We start from the raw sequence: 18595 nt of genomic DNA on the forward strand, positions 1-18595 counted from the left end.
ACGCGGGTCACCGCCGCCACGTTTCCGCGCGGGATGCCGGCATTGCGCGCCGCTTGACCGAAGCCCACTATCCGCGCGGTTTGCGCGGGGGTTCACGCCGTTGACGGCTCAGTGGCGCGCTGGGCGTGAACAGGAACTTCGTCCCGCAGCAAGGGTGCCGCGAGAATGCAAAAGAGCTGCACAAGGCAGCCCCGAAGGTGAGGGAGTATACCAAAGAGGCACGGTACAGCCCCATCATGGGCCCAGATGACTCGCCAGATAATCGATCAGCGCCCGTACCTTCGAAGGCAAAAAACGGTTGGGCGGATAGAGCAGCCACACCGGGCCCATGTACGCGCGTGCCTCGAACGTCCAGTCGTCGAGCACCTGCACGAGCTGGCCATCGCGCAACGCATCGGCCATCGCAAAATCCGGCAGGGCGGCAACGCCGATATCGTGCAGCGCCGCATCGAGTCGCGCGCTGACGTCATTGGCGATATAGCGCCCGCTTACCTCCACCGACTGCGTCTCGGTTCCGCGCCGGAAGGTCCATCGATTGTCGTCCACGGTTTCGCCGAGGAACAGGCATTCGTGATGCCGGAGGTCCTGCGGCGCGGACGGTGTGCCCCGCGCCGCGAGATAGGCCGGCGATGCGCATAGCAGCCAGCGCGCGACGCCGAGTTGGCGCGCGGCCAGACCCAGCGGCGGCGTGTCCGTCAATCGGATCACGAGGTCCACGTCCTCCCGTAACGGATCGATCTCGCGGTCCACGAACATCAGTTGCACGTCGATCTCCGGCCAGCGGCGAAGAAACCCGGGCAGCAGCGGATGAATGACCGACCTTGCATACGAGATCGGCGCGCTGAGGCTCACCCTGCCCTGCGGCGCGCTCACGAGATTGCCCGCGACATCCACCGCGCCGGACGCCGCGCCGAGCATGTCGCGGCAATGGCGATACACCTGCGCGCCCGCGTCCGTCAGCCGCACGCTGCGCGTGGAGCGCTCGAGTAATCGCATGCCAAGCGCTTGCTCCAGCCGCTTGATTTGCCGGCTGATCGTCGAGGGCGTGCTGCCGAGCTGCCTGGCGGCCTCGGAAAAGTTACCGGCTTCGACGACGCGGGCGAACGTGGCCATATCGGGGAGCAACGCAAAAAACTCGCTGGGATGCATGATGGGGCGCTTTATTTGTGCATCGGTAGCATAGATGCTGTTCCGAATGACCCGATTATAGTTTTCCGCGCAATACCCCACAATCCGGGTGTTCGATCGTCAAGCCGAGGCCCGCCATGTCCGCCCCCAACCGTCTGCTCTGGATTTCCGACCTGATGCTGCTCGCCGTCGCCGTGGTCTGGGGTACCAGCTATGGCGTCGCCAAAATCGCGCTCGCGTTCTATCCCGTGCTGGGATTGCTGGCGCTGCGGTTCGGCATCACGTTTATCGTGCTGTCGCCGGCGTTGCGCGCGCTGCGGGGCGTGACCCCTTCCACGATCGCGGGCGCGATCCTGTGCGGCGTCCTGCTGCTGGGCATCTTCCTGGCGGAGACCTATGGCGTGGCCAACACGCACGCCTCGAATGCCGCGTTCCTGATCAGCCTGTGCGTCGTGCTGACGCCGCTCGTCGAATGGGCAATGCTGCGCCGGCGGCCCACCGCGATGGACTGGATTGCCGTGGCGCTGTCGCTCGCCGGGGCCGCGATGGTCACCGGCGGCGTGCTCGTGCCGACCGGCGGCGATGCGCTGATCCTGCTCGCGGCCATGCTCCGCGCCATCGTGGTCTGCGTGACCAAGCGCGTGATGCGCGATTCGACGCTCGCGCCTTTGACGGTCACCGCGATCCAGGCCGGCACGGTGGCCCTCGGCAGTCTCGTCGTCGCACTGGCGATCGTCCGGCAACCGTTGCCGCCGCTACCCGCGTTTGCTGGCCATGGCGCGTTCTGGCTCGCCATCGCCTATCTGGTCATTGCCTGCACGCTGTTCGCGTTCTTCGCGCAGAACTATGCGGTCAAGCGCAGCAGCCCGACGCGCGTGGCGCTGCTGATGGGCGGCGAACCGGCGTTCGGCGCGTTGTTCGCCTACCTCTGGCTCGGCGAGCAGTTGTCGGGCTGGGCATGGTGCGGCGGCGGGCTGATGGTGCTCGCCTCGTTGCTGGCCACGGTGCAATGGCCGGCCCCGGCTAACGCTTCGACGGCTAGTGCGTCGAAGGCTAGTGCGTCAAAGGCTAATGCGTCAACACATCGACCGCGCCAGGCGTGACCATCTCGATAAAGGCGCGCATATACCCACGGATGAAATGGTCGCCGCGCAGGCTGAAATGCGCCTGCGACGGCGGAAACACATCGCCCATGTCGATGATCGCCAGATCCGTATCGCGCGCGGGATCCACGGCCACGCGCTGCACGATCGCCACGCCGAGCCCCGCCGCCACATAGGCCTTGATGACATTGACGTCGGTCGCGCGCACCACCACGCGCGGTTCCAGCCCCTGCCGCTGGAACGCGCGCTGCACGACCCATCCCGAGTTGAACGATTCGTCGTACGTCACGAGCGGATACTGCGCGATGTCCTCGATCTTCACGCGTCGCCTGCGCAGCAGCGGATGGCCGAGCGGCACGATCAGGCAGCGTGAGAACGCATAGGCCTCGGCGGTAACCAGCCCCTCCGGCGTCGCGCGCGGCAGCGTCGAGAGTCCCAGATCGACGGCGCCCTCGATGACCCATCGCACGATCTCGCCCGGCGGCCCCTGCATGACCTCGAGGTTCACGGCCGGGTACTCGGCCGTGAAGCGCCGCACGACATCGAGCAGCGCATAGCGTGCGTGGATATGCGTGGTGCCCACGCGCAGCGTGCCGCTGTTGGCCTCGCGATCGGCCTGCGCCAGCGTGGTCATGGCCTGCGTGTCGTTGAGCACGCGGCGGGACAGCACCGCCGCCTCCCTGCCCCCATCGGTCAGCCCCACGAGCCGGTTGCCGCGCCGCACGAACAGATCGATCCCCAGTTCCATCTCGAGCGAGCGAATGAGCTTGCTCACGGCCGGCTGCGTCGTATGCAGGGCCTCCGCCGCGCGCGACACGCTGAGCTGATGGTTCAGCACCGCCTGCAGGCAGCGCAATTGCTGCAACGTCATACCATGCCTTTTTGGTAATGATTGTCTACAAACATGTCATTTTACAGAATGATCGGGGATGGCCAGAATGGCTCGCATCGATAACGATCTCCGCCCCTCCCCGCCATGACCTCCAGCGTGTTCGACCAGCCGCTCCAGCAACACATGTGGACCACCGATGCGATGCATGCGGTGTTCGCTGAAACGAACCGCATCCAGAAGTGGCTCGACCTCGAGGCCGCGCTCGCAATCGAGCAGGCCGCGCTCGGCATCATTCCCGAATCCGCCGCGCGCGAAATCGCGCGCCAGGCCGACGTGGCCCATATCGACCTGCGTGCACTGGCCGGCGAGATGCGCCGGACGCGGCATCCGGTCGTCCCCGCGGTGCGCGCCTTGCAGCAATGCTGCGCCGAGGGCCATGGCGAGTTCGTGCATTTCGGCCCCACGTCGCAGGACGTGTACGACACCGGCATGGTGTTGCAGGTCCGGCAGGCACACGACCTGCTGATGCGCGATCTGATCGCCGTGGGCCGCGAGCTGTATCGGCTGGCGCGTGCCCATCGCGATACCGCGATGGCGGGCCGGACGCACTCCGTGCAGGCGCTGCCCATCACGTTCGGCCACAAATGCGCGATCTGGCTGTCTGAGGTGGAGCGGCATCACGACCGGATGCGCGCGCTGGAAGCCCGCACGTTCGTGGGCCAGCTCGTGGGTGCGGTGGGCACGCAGGCATCGTTCGGCCCGCACGCGGCCGTCCTGCAGCGCAGGGTGATGGCACGGCTCGGCCTCGGCGTCGCGGACATCAGCTGGCAGCCCGCGCGCGACCGGCTCTGCGAATACGTGAGCGTGCTCGGCATGATCGGCGGCACGCTCGGCAAGATCGCCAACGAGATCATGAACCTCTCGGGCGATGAAGTGGGCGAACTCGCGGAGCCGTTCCACGACGGCAAGGTGGGCTCCTCGACGATGCCGCACAAGCGCAATCCCGCCGTGGTGGAGACCGTGGTGACACTGAGCCGCGCGATCCGCTGCAGCGTGGCCATGATGCTCGATGCGCAGATGGGCGAGCACGAGCGCGATGTCTCCGCCGTGCGGCTCGAATGGAAGGCCGTGCCCGAGGCCTGCATGATGGCCCATGCGATGCTCGAGATGATGCGCGAGGCGCTGTCCGGCCTCGGCGTGGACCGCGAACGCATGCGCGGCAACCTCGACCTGCTCGGCGGCTTTCTGATGTCCGAACGCGTGATGTTCGCGCTCGCCGAAGCCGTCGGCAAGCAGACCGCGCACGAGCGCGTGTATGCGGCCGCGATGGCGGGCGTGGAAGGCGGCCGCACGTTCGAGCAGGCCCTCAACGACGACCCCGTCATTCGCGATGCGCTGACGCCCGCACGCCTGGCGGCGTTGCTCGACCCCACGACGTATGTCGGCCATGCGCCGGACATCGTCGATGCCCTGCTCGCCAAGACAGACGAGCGCCGCTGGCTGGAATGAACGCGGCACGGCCGCGACATAACGACAAAGGAGACCCCACCATGAAACGCATCACCGCGCTGTTTGCCGGCACATTGGCCGCCACGCTGCTAGGCGCGCTGCCGCTGGCGGCGCACTCGGAGACCTATCCCGACAAGCCCATCCGCCTCGTCGTGCCTTACCCCGTGGGCGGCGGCGGCGACACGCTTGCGCGGCCGCTGGCCCTGTATCTGTCGCAGCGCCTCGGCCAGCAGGTGGTCGTCGACAACCGCGGCGGCGCCAACGGCAATATCGGCATGGACATGGTGGCCAAGGCCCCCAGCGACGGCTACACGCTGGAACTCGCGCTCACGTCGCAACTGGCCGTGAACCAGAGCCTGTATCGGCAACTGCCCTACGACCCGATCAAGGATTTCGCGCCGATCTCGCTGGTGGCGTCGGCGCCGTACTTCCTCGTCGTCCATCCTTCGGTGCCGGCGAAGACTCTCAAGGAGTTCATCGCGCTGGCCAAGGCGAATCCGGGCAAGTACACATACGGTTCCTCCGGCAACGGCAGCGGCCCGCATCTGTCGATGGAACTGCTGAAGTCGATGGCCGGCATCGACCTCATGCACGTGCCGTTCCGTGGCACTGGCCCGGCGTTGCCGGCATTGCTGTCCGGACAGGTCAGCGTGATGTTCGTGAGCTATGGCGTGGGCGCGCAGCAGATCAAGGCGGGCAAGCTGCGCGTGCTGGCGGTCTCCACGGACAAGCGCGCGGCATCGATGCCCGAGGTGCCGACGATCGCCGAGGCCGGGCTGCCCGGCTATGCGTCGGGCGTCTGGTATGCGCTGCTCGCGCCGCGCGGCACGCCGCAGCCGATTGTCGACCGCCTGGCGACCGAGTTGTCCAACTCTGGCAATAGCGCCGATTTCCGCAAGCGGCTGCAGAGCGACGGCATCGTGCCCATCGGTTCTTCGCCAGCCGATCTCGCTGCGTATATCCAATCCGAAAGCGTGAAGTGGGCGGAGATCGTCAAGCGCTCGGGTACCCATATCGACTGATCCGTTCCCCTTACACGACTCACGACCCACGACCCACGACACCATGAAGATCGAACGCATCGAAGCCATCGCGATCAGCATTCCGCTCAACAAGACGTTCTCCGGGAGTTCCTATCAGGTGACCCATCGCGCCACGGTGGTCACGCGCATCCATACGGAGAGCGGCCTGGTCAGCGAAATCTACAACGGCGACGAGCGCGAGCACGGCGCGGAGATCGCCCGCATTATCGAGGAGGAGATGGCGCCGCTGCTCGTCGGCGACTCCATCTTCGCGTGGGAACGCAGCTGGGAGAAACTGTTCCGCCTGACCATCCGCGCGGCCCACCGGCCGCTCGTGATGCAGGCGATTGCCTGTGTGGACGCGGCGATCTGGGACCTGATGGGCAAGGCGCTCGGCGTCAACGTCTGCCGCCTGCTTGGCGGCTATCGCGAAGAGGTGCCCATCATTGCCATCGCCGGCTACTACCTGCCCGGCAAGACACCGCGCGATCTCGCGCCGGAGATGGAATGGCTGCGCTCGGTCGGCATGGCCGGCTGCAAGGTCAAGGTCGGTGGCGCCACGCCCGAGGTCGATGCCGAGCGCGTGCGTTATGCCCGCGAAGGCGGCGGCGCGGACTTTCTGATCGCGGTGGACGCCAATCGGGGCTGGAGCGTCGAAGAGGCGAGCCGCTTCGCGCGGCTGGTCGAACCGTACGACATCGCGTGGTTCGAGGAACCGTGCCACTGGCATGACGACGCGCGTGGCATGGCGCAGGTACGGCGGGCCACGTCGATTCCGATCAACGCCGGGCAGAGCGAGGTCAGCGGCGCGGGCATTCGCCGCCTGCTCGACGCGAGCGCGGTCGATATCGTGAACTTCGACGCATCCGAGGGGGGCGGCATTACCGAGTGGCGCCGCGTGGCCGCGGCGTGCGCGCTACAGGGCGTACGCATGGCCCATCACGAGGAGCCGCAGATCGCCTCCCATATGATCGGCGCGGTGCCGCACGGCATCTGCGTGGAGTGCTTCCCCGATCCCGACCGCGACCCGATCTTCCCCGGCATGTGGGTCAATCCGCCGAAGATCCACGAAGGCATTCTGTCGATTCCGCAGGGGCCGGGGTTCGATGTGCGGCTCGACTGGGACATGATTCGTCGCTATCGGATCAACTGAACCGTCAGTGGGTCCGCGCCAGCTGATCGGCGAGAAAACGCGCGGTCTGGCTGTCCGCGCTTTTCGCAATTTTCGCTGGCGGTCCGCACACCACGATCCTGCCGCCCGCATCGCCCGCGCCGGGGCCGATGTCGAGTACCCAGTCGGCCTGGGCGGCCACACGCATGTCGTGCTCCACGACGACCACGGTATTGCCGTTGTCCACGAGACCCTGCAACTGCACGAGCAGCCGGTCCACGTCGGCCGGGTGGAGCCCGTTCGTCGGCTCGTCGAGCACGTACAGCGTGTCGCCGCGATGCGCGCGCTGCAGTTCGGTGGCGAGCTTGATCCGCTGGGCTTCGCCGCCCGAGAGCTCGGTGGCCGGCTGGCCCAGCCGCAGATAGCCAAGCCCGATATCGCGCAGCACGGCCAGCGACTTCATCGCCTGCGCCTCGTTCGCGAAGACCTCGCAGGCCGCATCGACGGTCAGGTCGAGGACCTGCGCGATATTGCGCCCCTGCCATTCGATCTCGAGCGTCTGCGGCTTGTAGCGCGTTCCGTGGCACGTCGAGCATGGCGCATAGACACTCGGCAGAAACAGCAACTCCACGCTGACGAAGCCCTCGCCCTCGCAGGTCGGGCAGCGTCCCTGCGCGACGTTGAACGAGAAGCGACCGGGCGTGTAGCGTCGCTTGCGTGCCGCGGGCGTCTCGGCGAACAGCTTGCGCACGACGTCGAACAGGCCGGTGTACGTGGCCAGATTCGATCGCGGCGTACGGCCGATTGGCTTCTGGTCGACGCGCACGAGGCGCCGGATATTTTCCATGCCCTCGGCGATATGGCCGTGCGTCGGCACCTCGGCCGCGGGCAGCAGGCCGCCCTCGCCCGCCTGTTCCTCGTCCTCCGCGGGATCGACAATCTTGCCGAGGTATCGGCCGACAAGTTCGGGCAATGCCTGACTGATGAGGCTCGATTTGCCCGAGCCCGACAGGCCCGTCACCACGGTGAAGCAGCCGAGCGGGATGGCCGCATCGACGTTGTGCAGGTTGTTGCGCGAGACGCGCGCCAGCTTGAGCCACGCACTGGCGGCCCGCGGCTCGCGCGCAACGGGTGCTTGCTCGTCGAACAGATAGCGGGCCGTGTGCGAGGCGGCAATGTTGGCCAGACCGTCGGGCGTGCCGCTGTAGAGTACGCAACCGCCGCCCTCGCCCGCGGCCGGTCCGACATCGACGATCCAGTCCGCGCTGCGCACGGTCTGCATATCGTGCTCGACCACGAACAGCGAGTTGCCGCTGGCCTTCAGGCGCTGCAGCGCGCGCAGCAACGCCTCGCCATCGGCCGGATGCAGCCCCGCCGACGGTTCGTCGAGCACATACACCACGCCGAAGAGTTGCGACGATAGCTGCGTGGCCAGCCGCAGGCGCTGCAGTTCGCCCGACGATAGCGTCGGCGTGCTACGGTCGAGCGACAGGTAGCCCAGGCCGAGATCGGTCAGCGCGGACAGGCGTTCGAGCAGTTCCTCCGCAATGCGCTGCGCCGCGAGACGCTTCTCTTCGGTGCCCGTCGCGGCATGCGTGCCCGTGGCGACTCCCTCCATGATTTCGGCCACGCGCGCGAGCGGCAGATGCGAGAACGCGGCGATATCGAGTCCGGCGAACGTGACGGTCAGCGCGGCCGGCTTGAGCCGCTTGCCATGGCAGAGCGGACAGTCGCTACCCACCATGTATTGCGCCACGCGCTTCTTCATCAGCGCGCTCTGGGTATTCGCGAAGGTCTGCAGCACATAGCGCCGCGCGCCCGTGAACGTGCCCTGATAGCTCGGCTCCATCTTCTGCTTCAGCGCCGCGCGCACCTCTTTCGGGGTAAAGCCGGCGTAGACGGGAACCGTGGGCTGCTCGTCGGTGAAGAGGATCCAGTCGCGATCCTTCTTCGGCAAATCCCGCCAGGGCTTGTCGATGTCATAGCCAAGCGTGACGAGAATATCGCGCAGGTTCTGGCCGTGCCATGCGGGCGGCCATGCGGCAATGGCGCGGTCGCGGATCGACAGCGAATCGTCGGGCACCATCGATTGCTCGGTCACGTCGTAGACGCGGCCCAGACCATGGCATTGCGGACACGCGCCCTGTGGCGTGTTCGGCGAGAAATCCTCGGCGTACAGCATCGGCTGCTTCGCGGGATACTTGCCGACGCGCGAGTACAGCATGCGGATGTGGCTGGACAGCGTGGTGATGCTGCCCACGGTGGAGCGCGCGTTCGGCGTGCCGCGCTGCTGCTGCAGGGCGACGGCGGGCGGCAGTCCTTCGATCGCATCGACATCGGGCACGCCAACCTGGTCGATCAGCCGGCGCGCATACGGCGCGACCGATTCGAAGTAGCGCCGCTGCGCCTCGGCGTACAGCGTGCCGAAGGCCAGCGACGACTTGCCCGAGCCGGACACGCCGGTGAATACGACGAGCGCGTCGCGTGGAATATCCACATCCACGTTCTTCAGATTGTGCTCGCGCGCGCCGCGCACGCGCACCATGCCCGCGGCGCCTGCCGCGATGGCCGTTCTGGAAGGAAGGGGGCGGGTCATGGCTGCGGGCTCGGTGATGGGTGCGCCTTGGCCTTGCGGGCCTCCATCATGCCACGGATGTTCAATGCAGCGAGCGCAAATTGCAACGTGACCAGCGCATAGGCGGACGTATGCAATCCCCACACGACCCACATCAGGTTACTGGCCAGGAATACCCAGAAGCCGATCCTGCGCCGCCCCGCCCCGCGCGAGCCGACAAGCCACGTCGCCGCCACGGTCACGGCCATTGCCGGCCACTGCATGATGTTTAGCCAGTCCAAGACCTCTCCCTTCAGCCGGCATCGGTGCCGATAGCCTTCAGGGAAGCAATGTCCGTTCCAGTCGCGTGGGCTGCCAGCGCACGGTTGGTGGATTCGACGTGCTGACCGCCTTGCCGCACGCGTCGGCATCAGGCTGATGTCGATCACATGCAGCCGGTCCGGCAGCAATTGCAGATAGAGACGCCCGGCCGGCTCGCCATCGTGCAGGGCCAGCAGGAACCGCGCATCGGGGTACGCGAGGTAGGCACGTTGCTGCGCGGCGAACTGCGATTGCAGGAAGATCGATTGCTGCGCCGCGCTCCAGCCCGTCATGCGCATCTCCGCCTCGCGCGTCGAGGCATATAGCCGCGCGAGGAACGGGCGAGCGTCGTCATGACCGGTGCCGGCGAATCCGTCACCGACAGATAACGCCTGGTTGTTGCGCACCGGGAAGCGCGCGGGCAGGCGCCCCGCCGGCTCCGGCGTGGACGGGCGCACGTTGTCTACGTTGGCCGGGTGCGTGTGCACGGGCATCTCGTCAGGCAGCAGCGTCACGCTGTTCGTGCCGCGCGGGTCGTTCAGCTGGCTCGCGACAGGACCCGACACCGCGCAGCGGCCGCCGCCCGCATTGCCGCATTCCATCGCGTGCAGCGCGAACGCGGAGCCCTGCGGCGCATTCGCATAGAGCGGCTGGCCCGGACCGGTGACTGTCATTTCCGGCAAATTCACTGTCGGCTAAATCGCACGGTCGCCATCCTTCGGTAGGGTTCCGCTGCTGTTTTACGTGCGCGCACGCGTGTTTTCGTCTATGTTTCCGCTCTGTAAGCAGAAGCGCACAAAAAGATAAATATCAAAAATGTAATTTCTTCGACCGCGTGGGCCATACGGGGGCTCACCGAAGAAAAAAGACGGGCAGCCTGCCTGCGAGCGGGCATTAGGGAGAATCGGGTTGGTTACGCTAGTCAAATTTGCGGACAGGACGCTTGCCGTCCGTCGCTTTCTACTGGGCGCGCTCGCGCTGTTTCTGGTCCTGCTGGCACCGCAGGCTTACGCCAAGCCCTGCACGATCAACGTCAGCGCGCAGTCCTCGCCGACAAAGACGGTCTACGAGTTCAACGCCACCGATAACTCGACGTGCGACAACGGGCTCGGCGACGGCGCGTACTGGGGCATCGCGGACAGCTCGGCGGGATTTGCCAACAATGGTTCCGAAGACACGTACGTGACGACGACCAATAACGGCAGGCTCTACATCTTCAGTGGCACGATTCCGGGCAGCTCGAACCCCGGCAAGATCCAGTCGGGCTTCGTCTACTACCCGCCGGCCGGCTTCGTCGGCACCGACAGCGGCACCTTTTACACGCAGAACACGGCCGGTGGACCCTGGATCCCCAACGGCGTGGTCAACTTCATCGTGCCGGCCAGCGCGAGCGCGCCAACCGTAACCAACGTCTCGCCGAACTCCGGCGCGTCGGCCGGCGGCACGGCGATCACGGTGACGGGCACGAACTTCACCGGGGCCACGAGCGTGACTGTCGGTGGTGTCAATGCATCGGCGCTGTCCGTCGTCAATGCCAGCACCATCACGGCCACCACGCCTTCCGGCGCGGCCGGCACGGTCGACGTGCGCGTCACCACGCCGAGCGGTACCAGTGCCATCAATGCGGGCGCGAAGTTCACCTACATCGCCCCCAATCCCCCGATTGCTTCTTCGTCGTCCGCCAGCGTGGCGTACAACAGCGTCGCCAACCCGATCACGCTCGCGCTGTCGGGCGGTGCCGCGACGCAGATCAATCTGATCAGTCCCGCGAGCCATGGCACGCTCATCGTCTCGGGTACCAACGTCACCTATCAACCGAACACCGGTTACGCGGGCCCGGACAGCTTTATCTATACGGCCAGCAACGGGGCGGGCATATCGAGTCCCGCCACCGTGTCGATCACCGTGGGCACGGCGACGATCACGTACGCACCGTCCAGTCCGACGATGGCCACGGCCGGTGTCGCCTACAGCGGCAGTGTCGCCGGTGCCAGTGGCGGCGCGACACCCTACAGGTACACGATCGCCTCGGGCGCCTTGCCGAGCGGGCTCGTGCTGAACACGAACGGGTCCATCACGGGCACGCCGCGGGCCATCGGCAGCTTTACGTTCCAGGTCACGGTCACCGACAGCAGCACCGGGGTCGGTCCGTTCTCCGTGACGAGCGGTACGCTGACGCTGAACGTCGCGGCGCCGACGCTGTCGATGTCGCCTGCCCCCGGCCCGATGGCGGGGTCCGTCGGCGTCGCCTTCTCGCAGACGTTCTCGCCGTCGGGCGGCACATCGCCCTATTCGTTTTCGCTGAGCGTGACGGGCGGCACGATGCCGTCAGGCATGACCTTCAATACGGCCACGGGCGTCCTGTCCGGTACGCCGACCTCGGCAGGCACCGTGTCGTTCAATATCAGGGCCACCGACAGCACCGGCGGCGGCAGCTTCAGCATCACGAACAGCTACGCGCTGACGGTCACGGCGCCCACGGTCATCGTCTCGCCGCCCTCGCTGACGAATCCGCAGGCGGGCGTGTCGAACACCCAGACGGTGACCGCAAGCGGCGGCACGGCGCCTTACTCCTTCGTCGTCTCCAGCGGCGCGCTGCCACCGGGCATGACGCTGAATGGCAGCGGCCAGTTGTCCGGCACGCCGACGGCGGTCGGCACGTTCAACTTCTCGATCCGCGCGGCCGACAACAACGGGTTCACCGGCGATCAGTCCTACTCGCTTACGGTCACCGCGCCCGCGCTGGGCCTCGCACCGGGCTCCCTCGGCAACGGCGTCGCGGGCACCGCATACAGCCAGACCTTCACCGGATCCGGCGGCACCGCGCCGTACACGTTCGCGATGACGGGCACGCTGCCGGCAGGCATGTCGATGAACACCGCCGGGGTGTTGTCGGGCACGCCGACGGCCACGGGGTCGTACCCGATCTCGGTCTCCGCAACGGATTCCACCACCGGTACCGGCGCGCCATACGCAGTGACCCGCAACTACACGCTGGTCGTCGTGGCGGGCGGCGTGACCATCAGCCCGGGCTCTCTGACGAATCCGTCCGTGGGCGTCGGCTATAGCCAGACCGTCACGGCGGCTGGCGGCATTGCCCCGTACACGTATGCGATCTCCGCGGGCGCGCTGCCCGCTGGCCTGTCGCTGAGCACCGGCGGGGTGTTGTCCGGCACGCCCACCGCGGGCGGCACGTTCAACTTCACGGTGCAGGCGACGGACAGCACCACGGGTGGCGGACCCGCCGTCGGCACACAGGCCTACACGCTCACCGTCGGCGCGCCGACGATCGCCATCGCGCCCGCGACGCTGCCGGCTCCGACGATCGGTACGGCCTATTCGCAGACCGTTACCGCGAGCGGTGGCGTGGCGCCCTATCACTTCTCCATCAGCAGCGGCACGCTGCCGGTGGGGCTCGTGCTGAGTCCGGGCGGCGTGATCTCCGGCAACACCAGTGCCGCGGGGACGTACAACTTCACGGTCCGCGCGGCGGATAGCGCGACCGGATCGGGTCCTTACGCCAATACGCAGGCGTACACGTTCACGATCGGCGCGCCGACCATCGCCCTGAATCCGGCCACGCTGCCCGACCCGGCCGTGGGCATCGCCTACAACCAGACGATGACGGCCAGCGGCGGCATCGGGCCCTACACGTACTCGGTATCGTCCGGCACGCTGCCGGCCGGGTTGTCGCTCAATGCGAGCACCGGGGCGATCACCGGCACGCCGACGGCAATGGGTACGAGCACATTCGCGATCAAGGCGACCGACAGCAGCACCGGCACGGGCGCACCGTTCAGCGCGACGCGCAACTTCACGCTGAACACGACGCAGACCGTGCCTACCGCCCCGCCGGTTTCGGCCACGACGGGTTCCAACGCGCCGGTCACGATCGCGGCCGCCGCCAACGCGACCAACGGGCCGTTCACGGGCGTGTCCATCGTCTCGCCGCCGGCCACGGGCACGGCGCGGGTCGAGGGACTCAATATCGTCTACACGCCGGCGGCCTCGAGCGCGGGCGTAGTGACCTTCAGCTACGCCCTGCTCAACGCCGCGGGGGCATCGGCACCGGTGCTGGTCAGCATCACGGTGACGCCGGTGCCGATTCCGATCGCGCAACGCCAGGCCATCACGGCGTCGGGCAAGGAAGTGGTCATCGACCTCACGGAGGGCGCGGCGGGCGGTCCGTTCACCGGCGCGGCGATCATCTCGGTGTCGCCGTCCAATGCCGGCACGGCCGTGCTCGCCGCGGCCGCGCCCAAGCAGACCGCATCGGCCTCCGCGGAAGGCTCGGCCAGGCAGTTGTCGGCGGGCCAGACCTATACCGTCACGTACACGCCGGCGGCCGCGTTCGCGGGCACGGCGGTCATCACCTACACGATCAGCAACGCCTCGGCGACCTCCTCGCCGGCCGCGCTGCAGATCTCGGTGGCGCCGCGTCGTGACCCCTCGACGGATCCCGATGTCTCGGGCCTGATCAACGCGCAGATCCAGGCCGCGCGGCGTTTCGCGACGGCGCAGATCGCGAACTACAACCAGCGTCTGGAACGTCTGCATGCCAATGGGCGCGCGGCCTTCACGAACAACCTCACCATCGTGATGCCTTCCGCACAGGGCAATTCACAGCAGCAATGCCAGGACCTGCAGAGCCTGTCCGCGCGCGATGCCTGCCAGCGTGGCGTGTCCACGCAGACCACGAGCCGCAACAACCGCGGATCGGGCGGCAGCGCGTTCGGCACGAGCGGTCTTGCGGCGGGTACGACGAGCGCATCGGATACCTCGGGATCGGCGGACAGCGCCGCGGCGGGCAATGCGGGCAGCGGCACGGCGGAAGGCGGCCTCGGCAGGCTGGCCGCGGGCACGCTGCTGGCCGCGCTGCCGGGCTCGCCCGATGGACTCGCTGGCCTCTCCGGTGCGCCCGATCTTCCCGGCGCGGACGCCACGGGACCGAACCCCGACGACGCGCGGCTCGCGTTCTGGACCGCGGGCAGTGTGGACTTCGGCTTCGCCAATATCGGCACGCAGCGCTCGGGCTTCCGCTTCACCACGGGCGGCGTGACGGTGGGCGCGGATTACCGCGTGTCCGACCAGCTGACGGTCGGCGCGGGCTTTGGCTACGGACGTGACGGCACCGATATCGGTTCGTTCGGCACGCATAGCAGCGGCGATTCGTACAGCATCGCGCTCTACGGCAGCTATCGTCCCACGCCGTCGTACTTCGTTGACGGTGTGGCGGGCGCGGGCCTGTTGCGCTTCGACTCGCGCCGCTGGGTGACCGACGAGGCCGCGTTCGCGAATGGCCAGCGCGACGGCCATCAGCTGTTCGCCTCGCTGTCCACGGGTTACGAGTACCGGACCGACACGTGGCTGTTCTCGCCGTACGCGCGGATGCTGGTTGCGGAGAGCAAGCTCGATCCGTTCTCGGAGTCGGGCGCGGGCCTCGGCGCCCTCACGTACTTCGGGCAGACCGTGACCACCGTGTCCGGCGCGCTGGGCCTGCGCACGGAGTTCGCGAAGGAAACGCGCTACGGCATCTTCCTGCCGTTCGCGCGCGTCGAGTACCAGCACGACTTCGAAGGCCAGAGCGCGGCCAACCTCGCGTATGCCGACCTGGCCAGCGCGGGACCCGCGTACACGGTCTACGGCACACCGTTCGGCCGCGATCGCATCCAGGTCGGGCTCGGGGCCAAGCTGCGGACCAAGACGCTGACGTTCGGCCTCGACTACAACGTGCTGTTCGGCATGAGCGGGCTGCAGCAAGGCGTGCGCCTGACGTTCACCGCGCCGTTCTGACGCGACCTGCCTCGCTGCCTGCCTCGCTGCCTGCGTCGCTTTCGGCGATACTCTCTGCCTGAACAGCAGAGAGTATTGGCCGGACGGCAGATGGAAGAACAGGGTTCGAGTTGGGAGTTCTCCGCGCACATGCACGCGGAGGTCACGCAGACGATCGTCAGCCACGCGCTGCCTTACGCGCCCATCGGCATCTCGCGGGTCCGTAGCACGCGGCGCAACTCCGGCCTGACGGACCCGTACGAGCGCGAACCCTCGTACCTCGTCGTCCTGCAACTGCGTCCGTTCGGCGAGCAGAACCTGTGGCTCGCCGGCCGGGCCGCGCCGCACGTGCCGTTCGACGCCGGGTCGCTGGCCATCTACGATCTCGAGCGCAACTGGGTGGCGGACCTCATCGGCGAGTACGACTGCATGCAGTTCTATATCCCGCAGTCCGCGCTCGACGAAACCGCGAACGATCTCGGCACCCGTCCCGTTCAGCGCCTGCACTGCCCGCCTCATCTGGCGACGCCCGATCCCGTCGTCCACCACCTGAGCCGGGCATTGCTGCCCGCGCTCGCGCATCCGGAGCAGGCCTCGACGCTGTTCGTCGATCATATGGCGCTCGCGCTGCGGGCCCATCTGGTCCAGTCGTACGGCGGCGTGCACGTGCCGTCACGCCGCGTCTACCCGGGCCTGTCGCCGTGGCAGGAGCGGACGGCGAAAGAGCTGATCCTGGCCAACCTCCACGGCGAGATCTCGCTCGACACGCTCGCGCGCGCCTGCCGGTTGTCCCGGGCGCACTTCGCCAAGGCCTTCCGCGCCTCCATGGGCATGCCGCCCCATCGCTGGATGGTGCTGCAGCGGGTCGAGCTGGCAAAGCACTACCTCGCCAGAGGGACGATGCCGCTTGGGGAGATCGCCCAGATGTGCGGTTTCGCCGACCAGAGCCATTTCACGCGGACGTTCGGACGGGTCGTGGGCGCGGCGCCCGCGGCATGGCGGCGGGTCAATCGCTGACATTTGCGCGGGCGATCGGAATTAACCCGAATGGAATAAATTGCGACCACAAATCCAGTCGCAATGAAGTCGCAAAAACCCTAATTGTTGTCCACCCCACGCGAGTTGTAACGCCAGTCTACGTTGCGGGTGCGCCACTTCAACCCCCGTTCATATTCATCGAACGTCGCTTATCTTCCGAATCGTCGGTGCCCTGTGAACGTTGGTGCATCGAGGGCTGGCGGTTTTCGTCATATTTAGACAAGCATTTTTGCCACAGTAACAACATTTTCGACTTTGGCACGGTGTCGATTGAGTAAAATGGCGCCCCACGCTTCCGCCATAACCCCTTGTTCCACCGTTATTTGCCGTTGATTCGCATCATGATTCGCTGCGGAAACCGTCCGTTCCAGGGGTGCCACCCACAATGACGCCGCAGTTCGCCATTCGCGGCTGGTCGGCATGGGCCGGCGGGCTGGATACCCCCGAGGCATGGCGCGCGTGGAGCCAGGCGCCGGTCCTGCCGCCGGCGGCCCCGCAGGTGCCGGCGCTCGCGGAAGTCGCGCCGATGCTGCGGCGGCGCGTGCCGCCGCTTGGGCGCGTGGCGCTCGCGCCCGTTTATGCCGTGGATGAAGCACGCGAGGTGGGCGAAGCAGGCCCCGTGCCGGCCGTCTTCTGTTCGCGGCACGGCGATACGCAACGGCTGGTGCCGATGCTGAACGAACTGGCGGCGGCAGCGCCGCTGTCGCCGACCGCGTTCGGCCTGTCCGTCCACAACGCGATTGGCGCGATCCGCTCGATCGACCTGGCGGACCGCACCAACCTGCTCGCGCTTTCCGCGGGACGCGATACGGTGGAGACGGCGGTGTTCGAGTGCTGCAGCCTGCTGGCGGATGGCGCCGCCGAGGTGCTGCTGGCGTATTACGAAGCGCCGCTGGCCGCGCCCTACGCGCCGTTCGTGGACGAACCGGAGGCGTTGTACGCGTGGTGCTGGCGCCTTGCCCTGCCCGCCGAAGGCGAGCCGCACTACACGCTGGCGCCGACGGACGAGGCGCCGGTCGAAACGGCCTCAGGCCTGCCGCATGGGCTCGACGTGCTGCGGTTCGTGCTGGCCGGTGACGATTCGCTGACCCATCGCGGCGAAAACACGATGTGGAAGTGGAAATTTCATGACTGAGCATCTGATGCCGCTAGAACGTGCGTGGCGTACCTGTGCCACGGGCCTGTGCTTCTCCAGCTTCGGGCTCGGTGGACTGCTGCTGCGCGTGCTCGTGTTTCCGGTGCTCGCGCTGCTACCTTGGAGCGCCACGCGCCGCAAGCGCATCTGCAAGGATGTGGTGCATTACGCATTCCGGCTGTTCGTCTGGCTGATGTGCACGTCCGGCGTCATCCGCTGCGAAGTGCGCAATGCCGAGCGCCTGCGTCGACAGGGCCTGCTGATTGTGGCCAACCATCCATCGCTCGTGGATGTGGTGCTGCTGATCGCGCTGACGCGCCGCACCGATTGCGTGGTCAAGGCAGCGCTGGCGGACAACCCGTTCACGCGCGGACCGGTCAGGGCGACGGGCTACGTGCTCAACGATTCGGGCGTGACGATGGTGCAGGGTTGCATCGACTCGCTGCGCGCGGGCAACAACCTGCTCATCTTCCCCGAGGGCACACGCACGCCCGCCGACGGCCAGATCCGGCTGCAGCGCGGCGTGGCGAACATCGCCGTGCGCGGCGGGTTCGATCTGACACCGGTGGTGATCCGTTGCGCGCCACCGCTGCTTCGCAAGGGCGACAAGTGGTATCGCGTCCCGGTGCGCCGGCCGCGGTTCGTGGTCGACGTGCAGGAGGATCTCGATCCCACTCAGTTTTTCGCCGCCGGAGCCGATGATGCAATGGCGGTGCGCGCCGTGACGCACGCACTGACAGAATATTTTTCCAGGGAGGTACGCCGTGGAGGCGCTTGAACAAGAAATCAAGGAACTGATCGTGACGTCGCTGGCGCTTGAGGAAGTCGCCCCGGCGGACATCGATACGCATGCACCATTGTTCATTGAAGGGCTCGGGCTCGATTCGATCGATGCGCTGGAACTGGGACTGGCGCTGCAGAAGCGTTTCGGCGTGACGATGAGCGGCGACAAGGACGAGGTCCGCGCGCGCTTCGCGAGCGTGGCGGCCCTTGCCGCCTTTGTGAGCGCCCATCGCAACGAACGCTCCGAGAGCCAGGCGGCCTGAACCGCCCGGCACCCCCGACACTAT

At 67.1% G+C, this 18595-nt stretch carries 13 protein-coding genes; 9 read left to right on the forward strand and 4 right to left on the reverse strand.

All coding sequences use genetic code 11. The annotated features are described in order from the left end of the window. Positions 1-234 precede the first annotated feature (234 nt). Entirely contained in the window at positions 235-1149 is a 915-nt protein-coding gene (locus AAHB16_RS00255; protein ID WP_342049747.1) for a LysR family transcriptional regulator, read from the reverse strand. A 116-nt stretch (positions 1150-1265) separates the two neighbouring features. Between AAHB16_RS00255 and AAHB16_RS00260 the strand changes: the two genes are divergently transcribed. After that, entirely contained in the window at positions 1266-2231 is a 966-nt protein-coding gene (locus AAHB16_RS00260) for a DMT family transporter (RefSeq protein ID WP_150371841.1), read from the forward strand. On the opposite strand, the gene AAHB16_RS00265 is transcribed toward AAHB16_RS00260, so the two are convergent. Beyond that, entirely contained in the window at positions 2197-3102 is a 906-nt protein-coding gene (locus AAHB16_RS00265) for a LysR substrate-binding domain-containing protein (protein ID WP_342049748.1), read from the reverse strand. The two genes, AAHB16_RS00260 and AAHB16_RS00265, sit on opposite strands and share 35 nt — an antisense overlap. Positions 3103-3207: 105 nt before the next feature. On the opposite strand from AAHB16_RS00265, the gene purB reads away from it, so the two are divergent. The 3 genes from purB to AAHB16_RS00280 are packed head-to-tail and all read left to right on the forward strand — an operon-like array spanning position 3208 to position 6747. Next, positions 3208-4572, forward strand: coding sequence for an adenylosuccinate lyase (gene purB, locus AAHB16_RS00270; RefSeq protein ID WP_342049749.1), 1365 nt, complete (start codon positions 3208-3210; stop codon positions 4570-4572). Positions 4573-4613: 41 nt separating this feature from the next. After that, complete coding sequence (locus AAHB16_RS00275) at positions 4614-5594, forward strand: Bug family tripartite tricarboxylate transporter substrate binding protein (RefSeq protein WP_342049750.1); 981 nt, start codon at positions 4614-4616, stop codon at positions 5592-5594. Positions 5595-5637: 43 nt separating this feature from the next. Continuing rightward, positions 5638-6747: a mandelate racemase/muconate lactonizing enzyme family protein gene (locus AAHB16_RS00280; RefSeq protein ID WP_342049751.1), complete on the forward strand. Its 1110-nt coding sequence runs from the start codon at positions 5638-5640 to the stop codon at positions 6745-6747. A gap of 4 nt (positions 6748-6751) precedes the next feature. Here the strand turns inward: AAHB16_RS00280 and AAHB16_RS00285 are convergent, their stop codons facing one another. Both AAHB16_RS00285 and AAHB16_RS00290 read right to left on the reverse strand, forming a co-directional pair. Then, positions 6752-9301 carry an excinuclease ABC subunit UvrA gene (locus tag AAHB16_RS00285; RefSeq protein WP_342049752.1) on the reverse strand — a complete coding sequence of 850 codons (2550 nt, stop codon included), beginning with the start codon at positions 9299-9301 and terminating at the stop codon, positions 6752-6754. Next, the gene (locus AAHB16_RS00290) at positions 9298-10254 is read right to left on the reverse strand and encodes a hypothetical protein (RefSeq protein ID WP_342049753.1); all 957 of its coding nucleotides are present in this window, start codon (positions 10252-10254) and stop codon (positions 9298-9300) included. The genes AAHB16_RS00285 and AAHB16_RS00290 overlap by 4 nt, the downstream gene beginning before the upstream one ends. A 235-nt stretch (positions 10255-10489) precedes the next feature. On the opposite strand from AAHB16_RS00290, the gene AAHB16_RS00295 reads away from it, so the two are divergent. From AAHB16_RS00295 to AAHB16_RS00315, 5 genes are all read left to right on the forward strand, one after another. Beyond that, positions 10490-15373 carry a putative Ig domain-containing protein gene (locus AAHB16_RS00295; protein ID WP_342049754.1) on the forward strand — a complete coding sequence of 1628 codons (4884 nt, stop codon included), beginning with the start codon at positions 10490-10492 and terminating at the stop codon, positions 15371-15373. Positions 15374-15463: 90 nt separating this feature from the next. Then, a complete protein-coding gene (locus tag AAHB16_RS00300) occupies positions 15464-16369 on the forward strand; it encodes an AraC family transcriptional regulator (protein ID WP_150371848.1) in 906 nt (301 codons plus the stop codon). 406 nt (positions 16370-16775) lie between these two features. Then, on the forward strand, positions 16776-17525 hold the full coding sequence (locus AAHB16_RS00305) for a beta-ketoacyl synthase chain length factor (RefSeq protein ID WP_150371849.1): 750 nt from the start codon (positions 16776-16778) through the stop codon (positions 17523-17525). Further along, positions 17518-18303, forward strand: a complete 786-nt coding sequence (locus AAHB16_RS00310) for a lysophospholipid acyltransferase family protein (protein WP_150371850.1) — start codon at positions 17518-17520, stop codon at positions 18301-18303. Before AAHB16_RS00305 ends, AAHB16_RS00310 begins: the two co-directional genes overlap by 8 nt. Continuing rightward, positions 18290-18571, forward strand: a complete 282-nt coding sequence (locus AAHB16_RS00315; protein ID WP_150371851.1) for a phosphopantetheine-binding protein — start codon at positions 18290-18292, stop codon at positions 18569-18571. The genes AAHB16_RS00310 and AAHB16_RS00315 overlap by 14 nt, the downstream gene beginning before the upstream one ends. Positions 18572-18595 lie beyond the last annotated feature (24 nt).

It is taken from the genome of Cupriavidus sp. OTU4054, assembly GCF_038440175.1.
Lineage (GTDB): Bacteria > Pseudomonadota > Gammaproteobacteria > Burkholderiales > Burkholderiaceae > Cupriavidus > Cupriavidus pauculus_D.

What these genes read in the sequence shown, in the direction of transcription:
- AAHB16_RS00300 (WP_150371848.1), top strand. Translation starts at nt 15,464, where the DNA reads ATGGAAGAACAGGGTTCGAGTTGGGAGTTCTCCGCGCACATGCACGCG.
- AAHB16_RS00285 (WP_342049752.1), bottom strand. Translation starts at nt 9,301, where the DNA reads ATGACCCGCCCCCTTCCTTCCAGAACGGCCATCGCGGCAGGCGCCGCG.
- purB (WP_342049749.1), top strand. Translation starts at nt 3,208, where the DNA reads ATGACCTCCAGCGTGTTCGACCAGCCGCTCCAGCAACACATGTGGACC.
- AAHB16_RS00260 (WP_150371841.1), top strand. Translation starts at nt 1,266, where the DNA reads ATGTCCGCCCCCAACCGTCTGCTCTGGATTTCCGACCTGATGCTGCTC.
- AAHB16_RS00255 (WP_342049747.1), bottom strand. Translation starts at nt 1,149, where the DNA reads ATGCATCCCAGCGAGTTTTTTGCGTTGCTCCCCGATATGGCCACGTTC.
- AAHB16_RS00265 (WP_342049748.1), bottom strand. Translation starts at nt 3,102, where the DNA reads ATGACGTTGCAGCAATTGCGCTGCCTGCAGGCGGTGCTGAACCATCAG.
- AAHB16_RS00290 (WP_342049753.1), bottom strand. Translation starts at nt 10,254, where the DNA reads ATGACAGTCACCGGTCCGGGCCAGCCGCTCTATGCGAATGCGCCGCAG.
- AAHB16_RS00275 (WP_342049750.1), top strand. Translation starts at nt 4,614, where the DNA reads ATGAAACGCATCACCGCGCTGTTTGCCGGCACATTGGCCGCCACGCTG.
- AAHB16_RS00280 (WP_342049751.1), top strand. Translation starts at nt 5,638, where the DNA reads ATGAAGATCGAACGCATCGAAGCCATCGCGATCAGCATTCCGCTCAAC.
- AAHB16_RS00310 (WP_150371850.1), top strand. Translation starts at nt 17,518, where the DNA reads ATGACTGAGCATCTGATGCCGCTAGAACGTGCGTGGCGTACCTGTGCC.
- AAHB16_RS00305 (WP_150371849.1), top strand. Translation starts at nt 16,776, where the DNA reads ATGACGCCGCAGTTCGCCATTCGCGGCTGGTCGGCATGGGCCGGCGGG.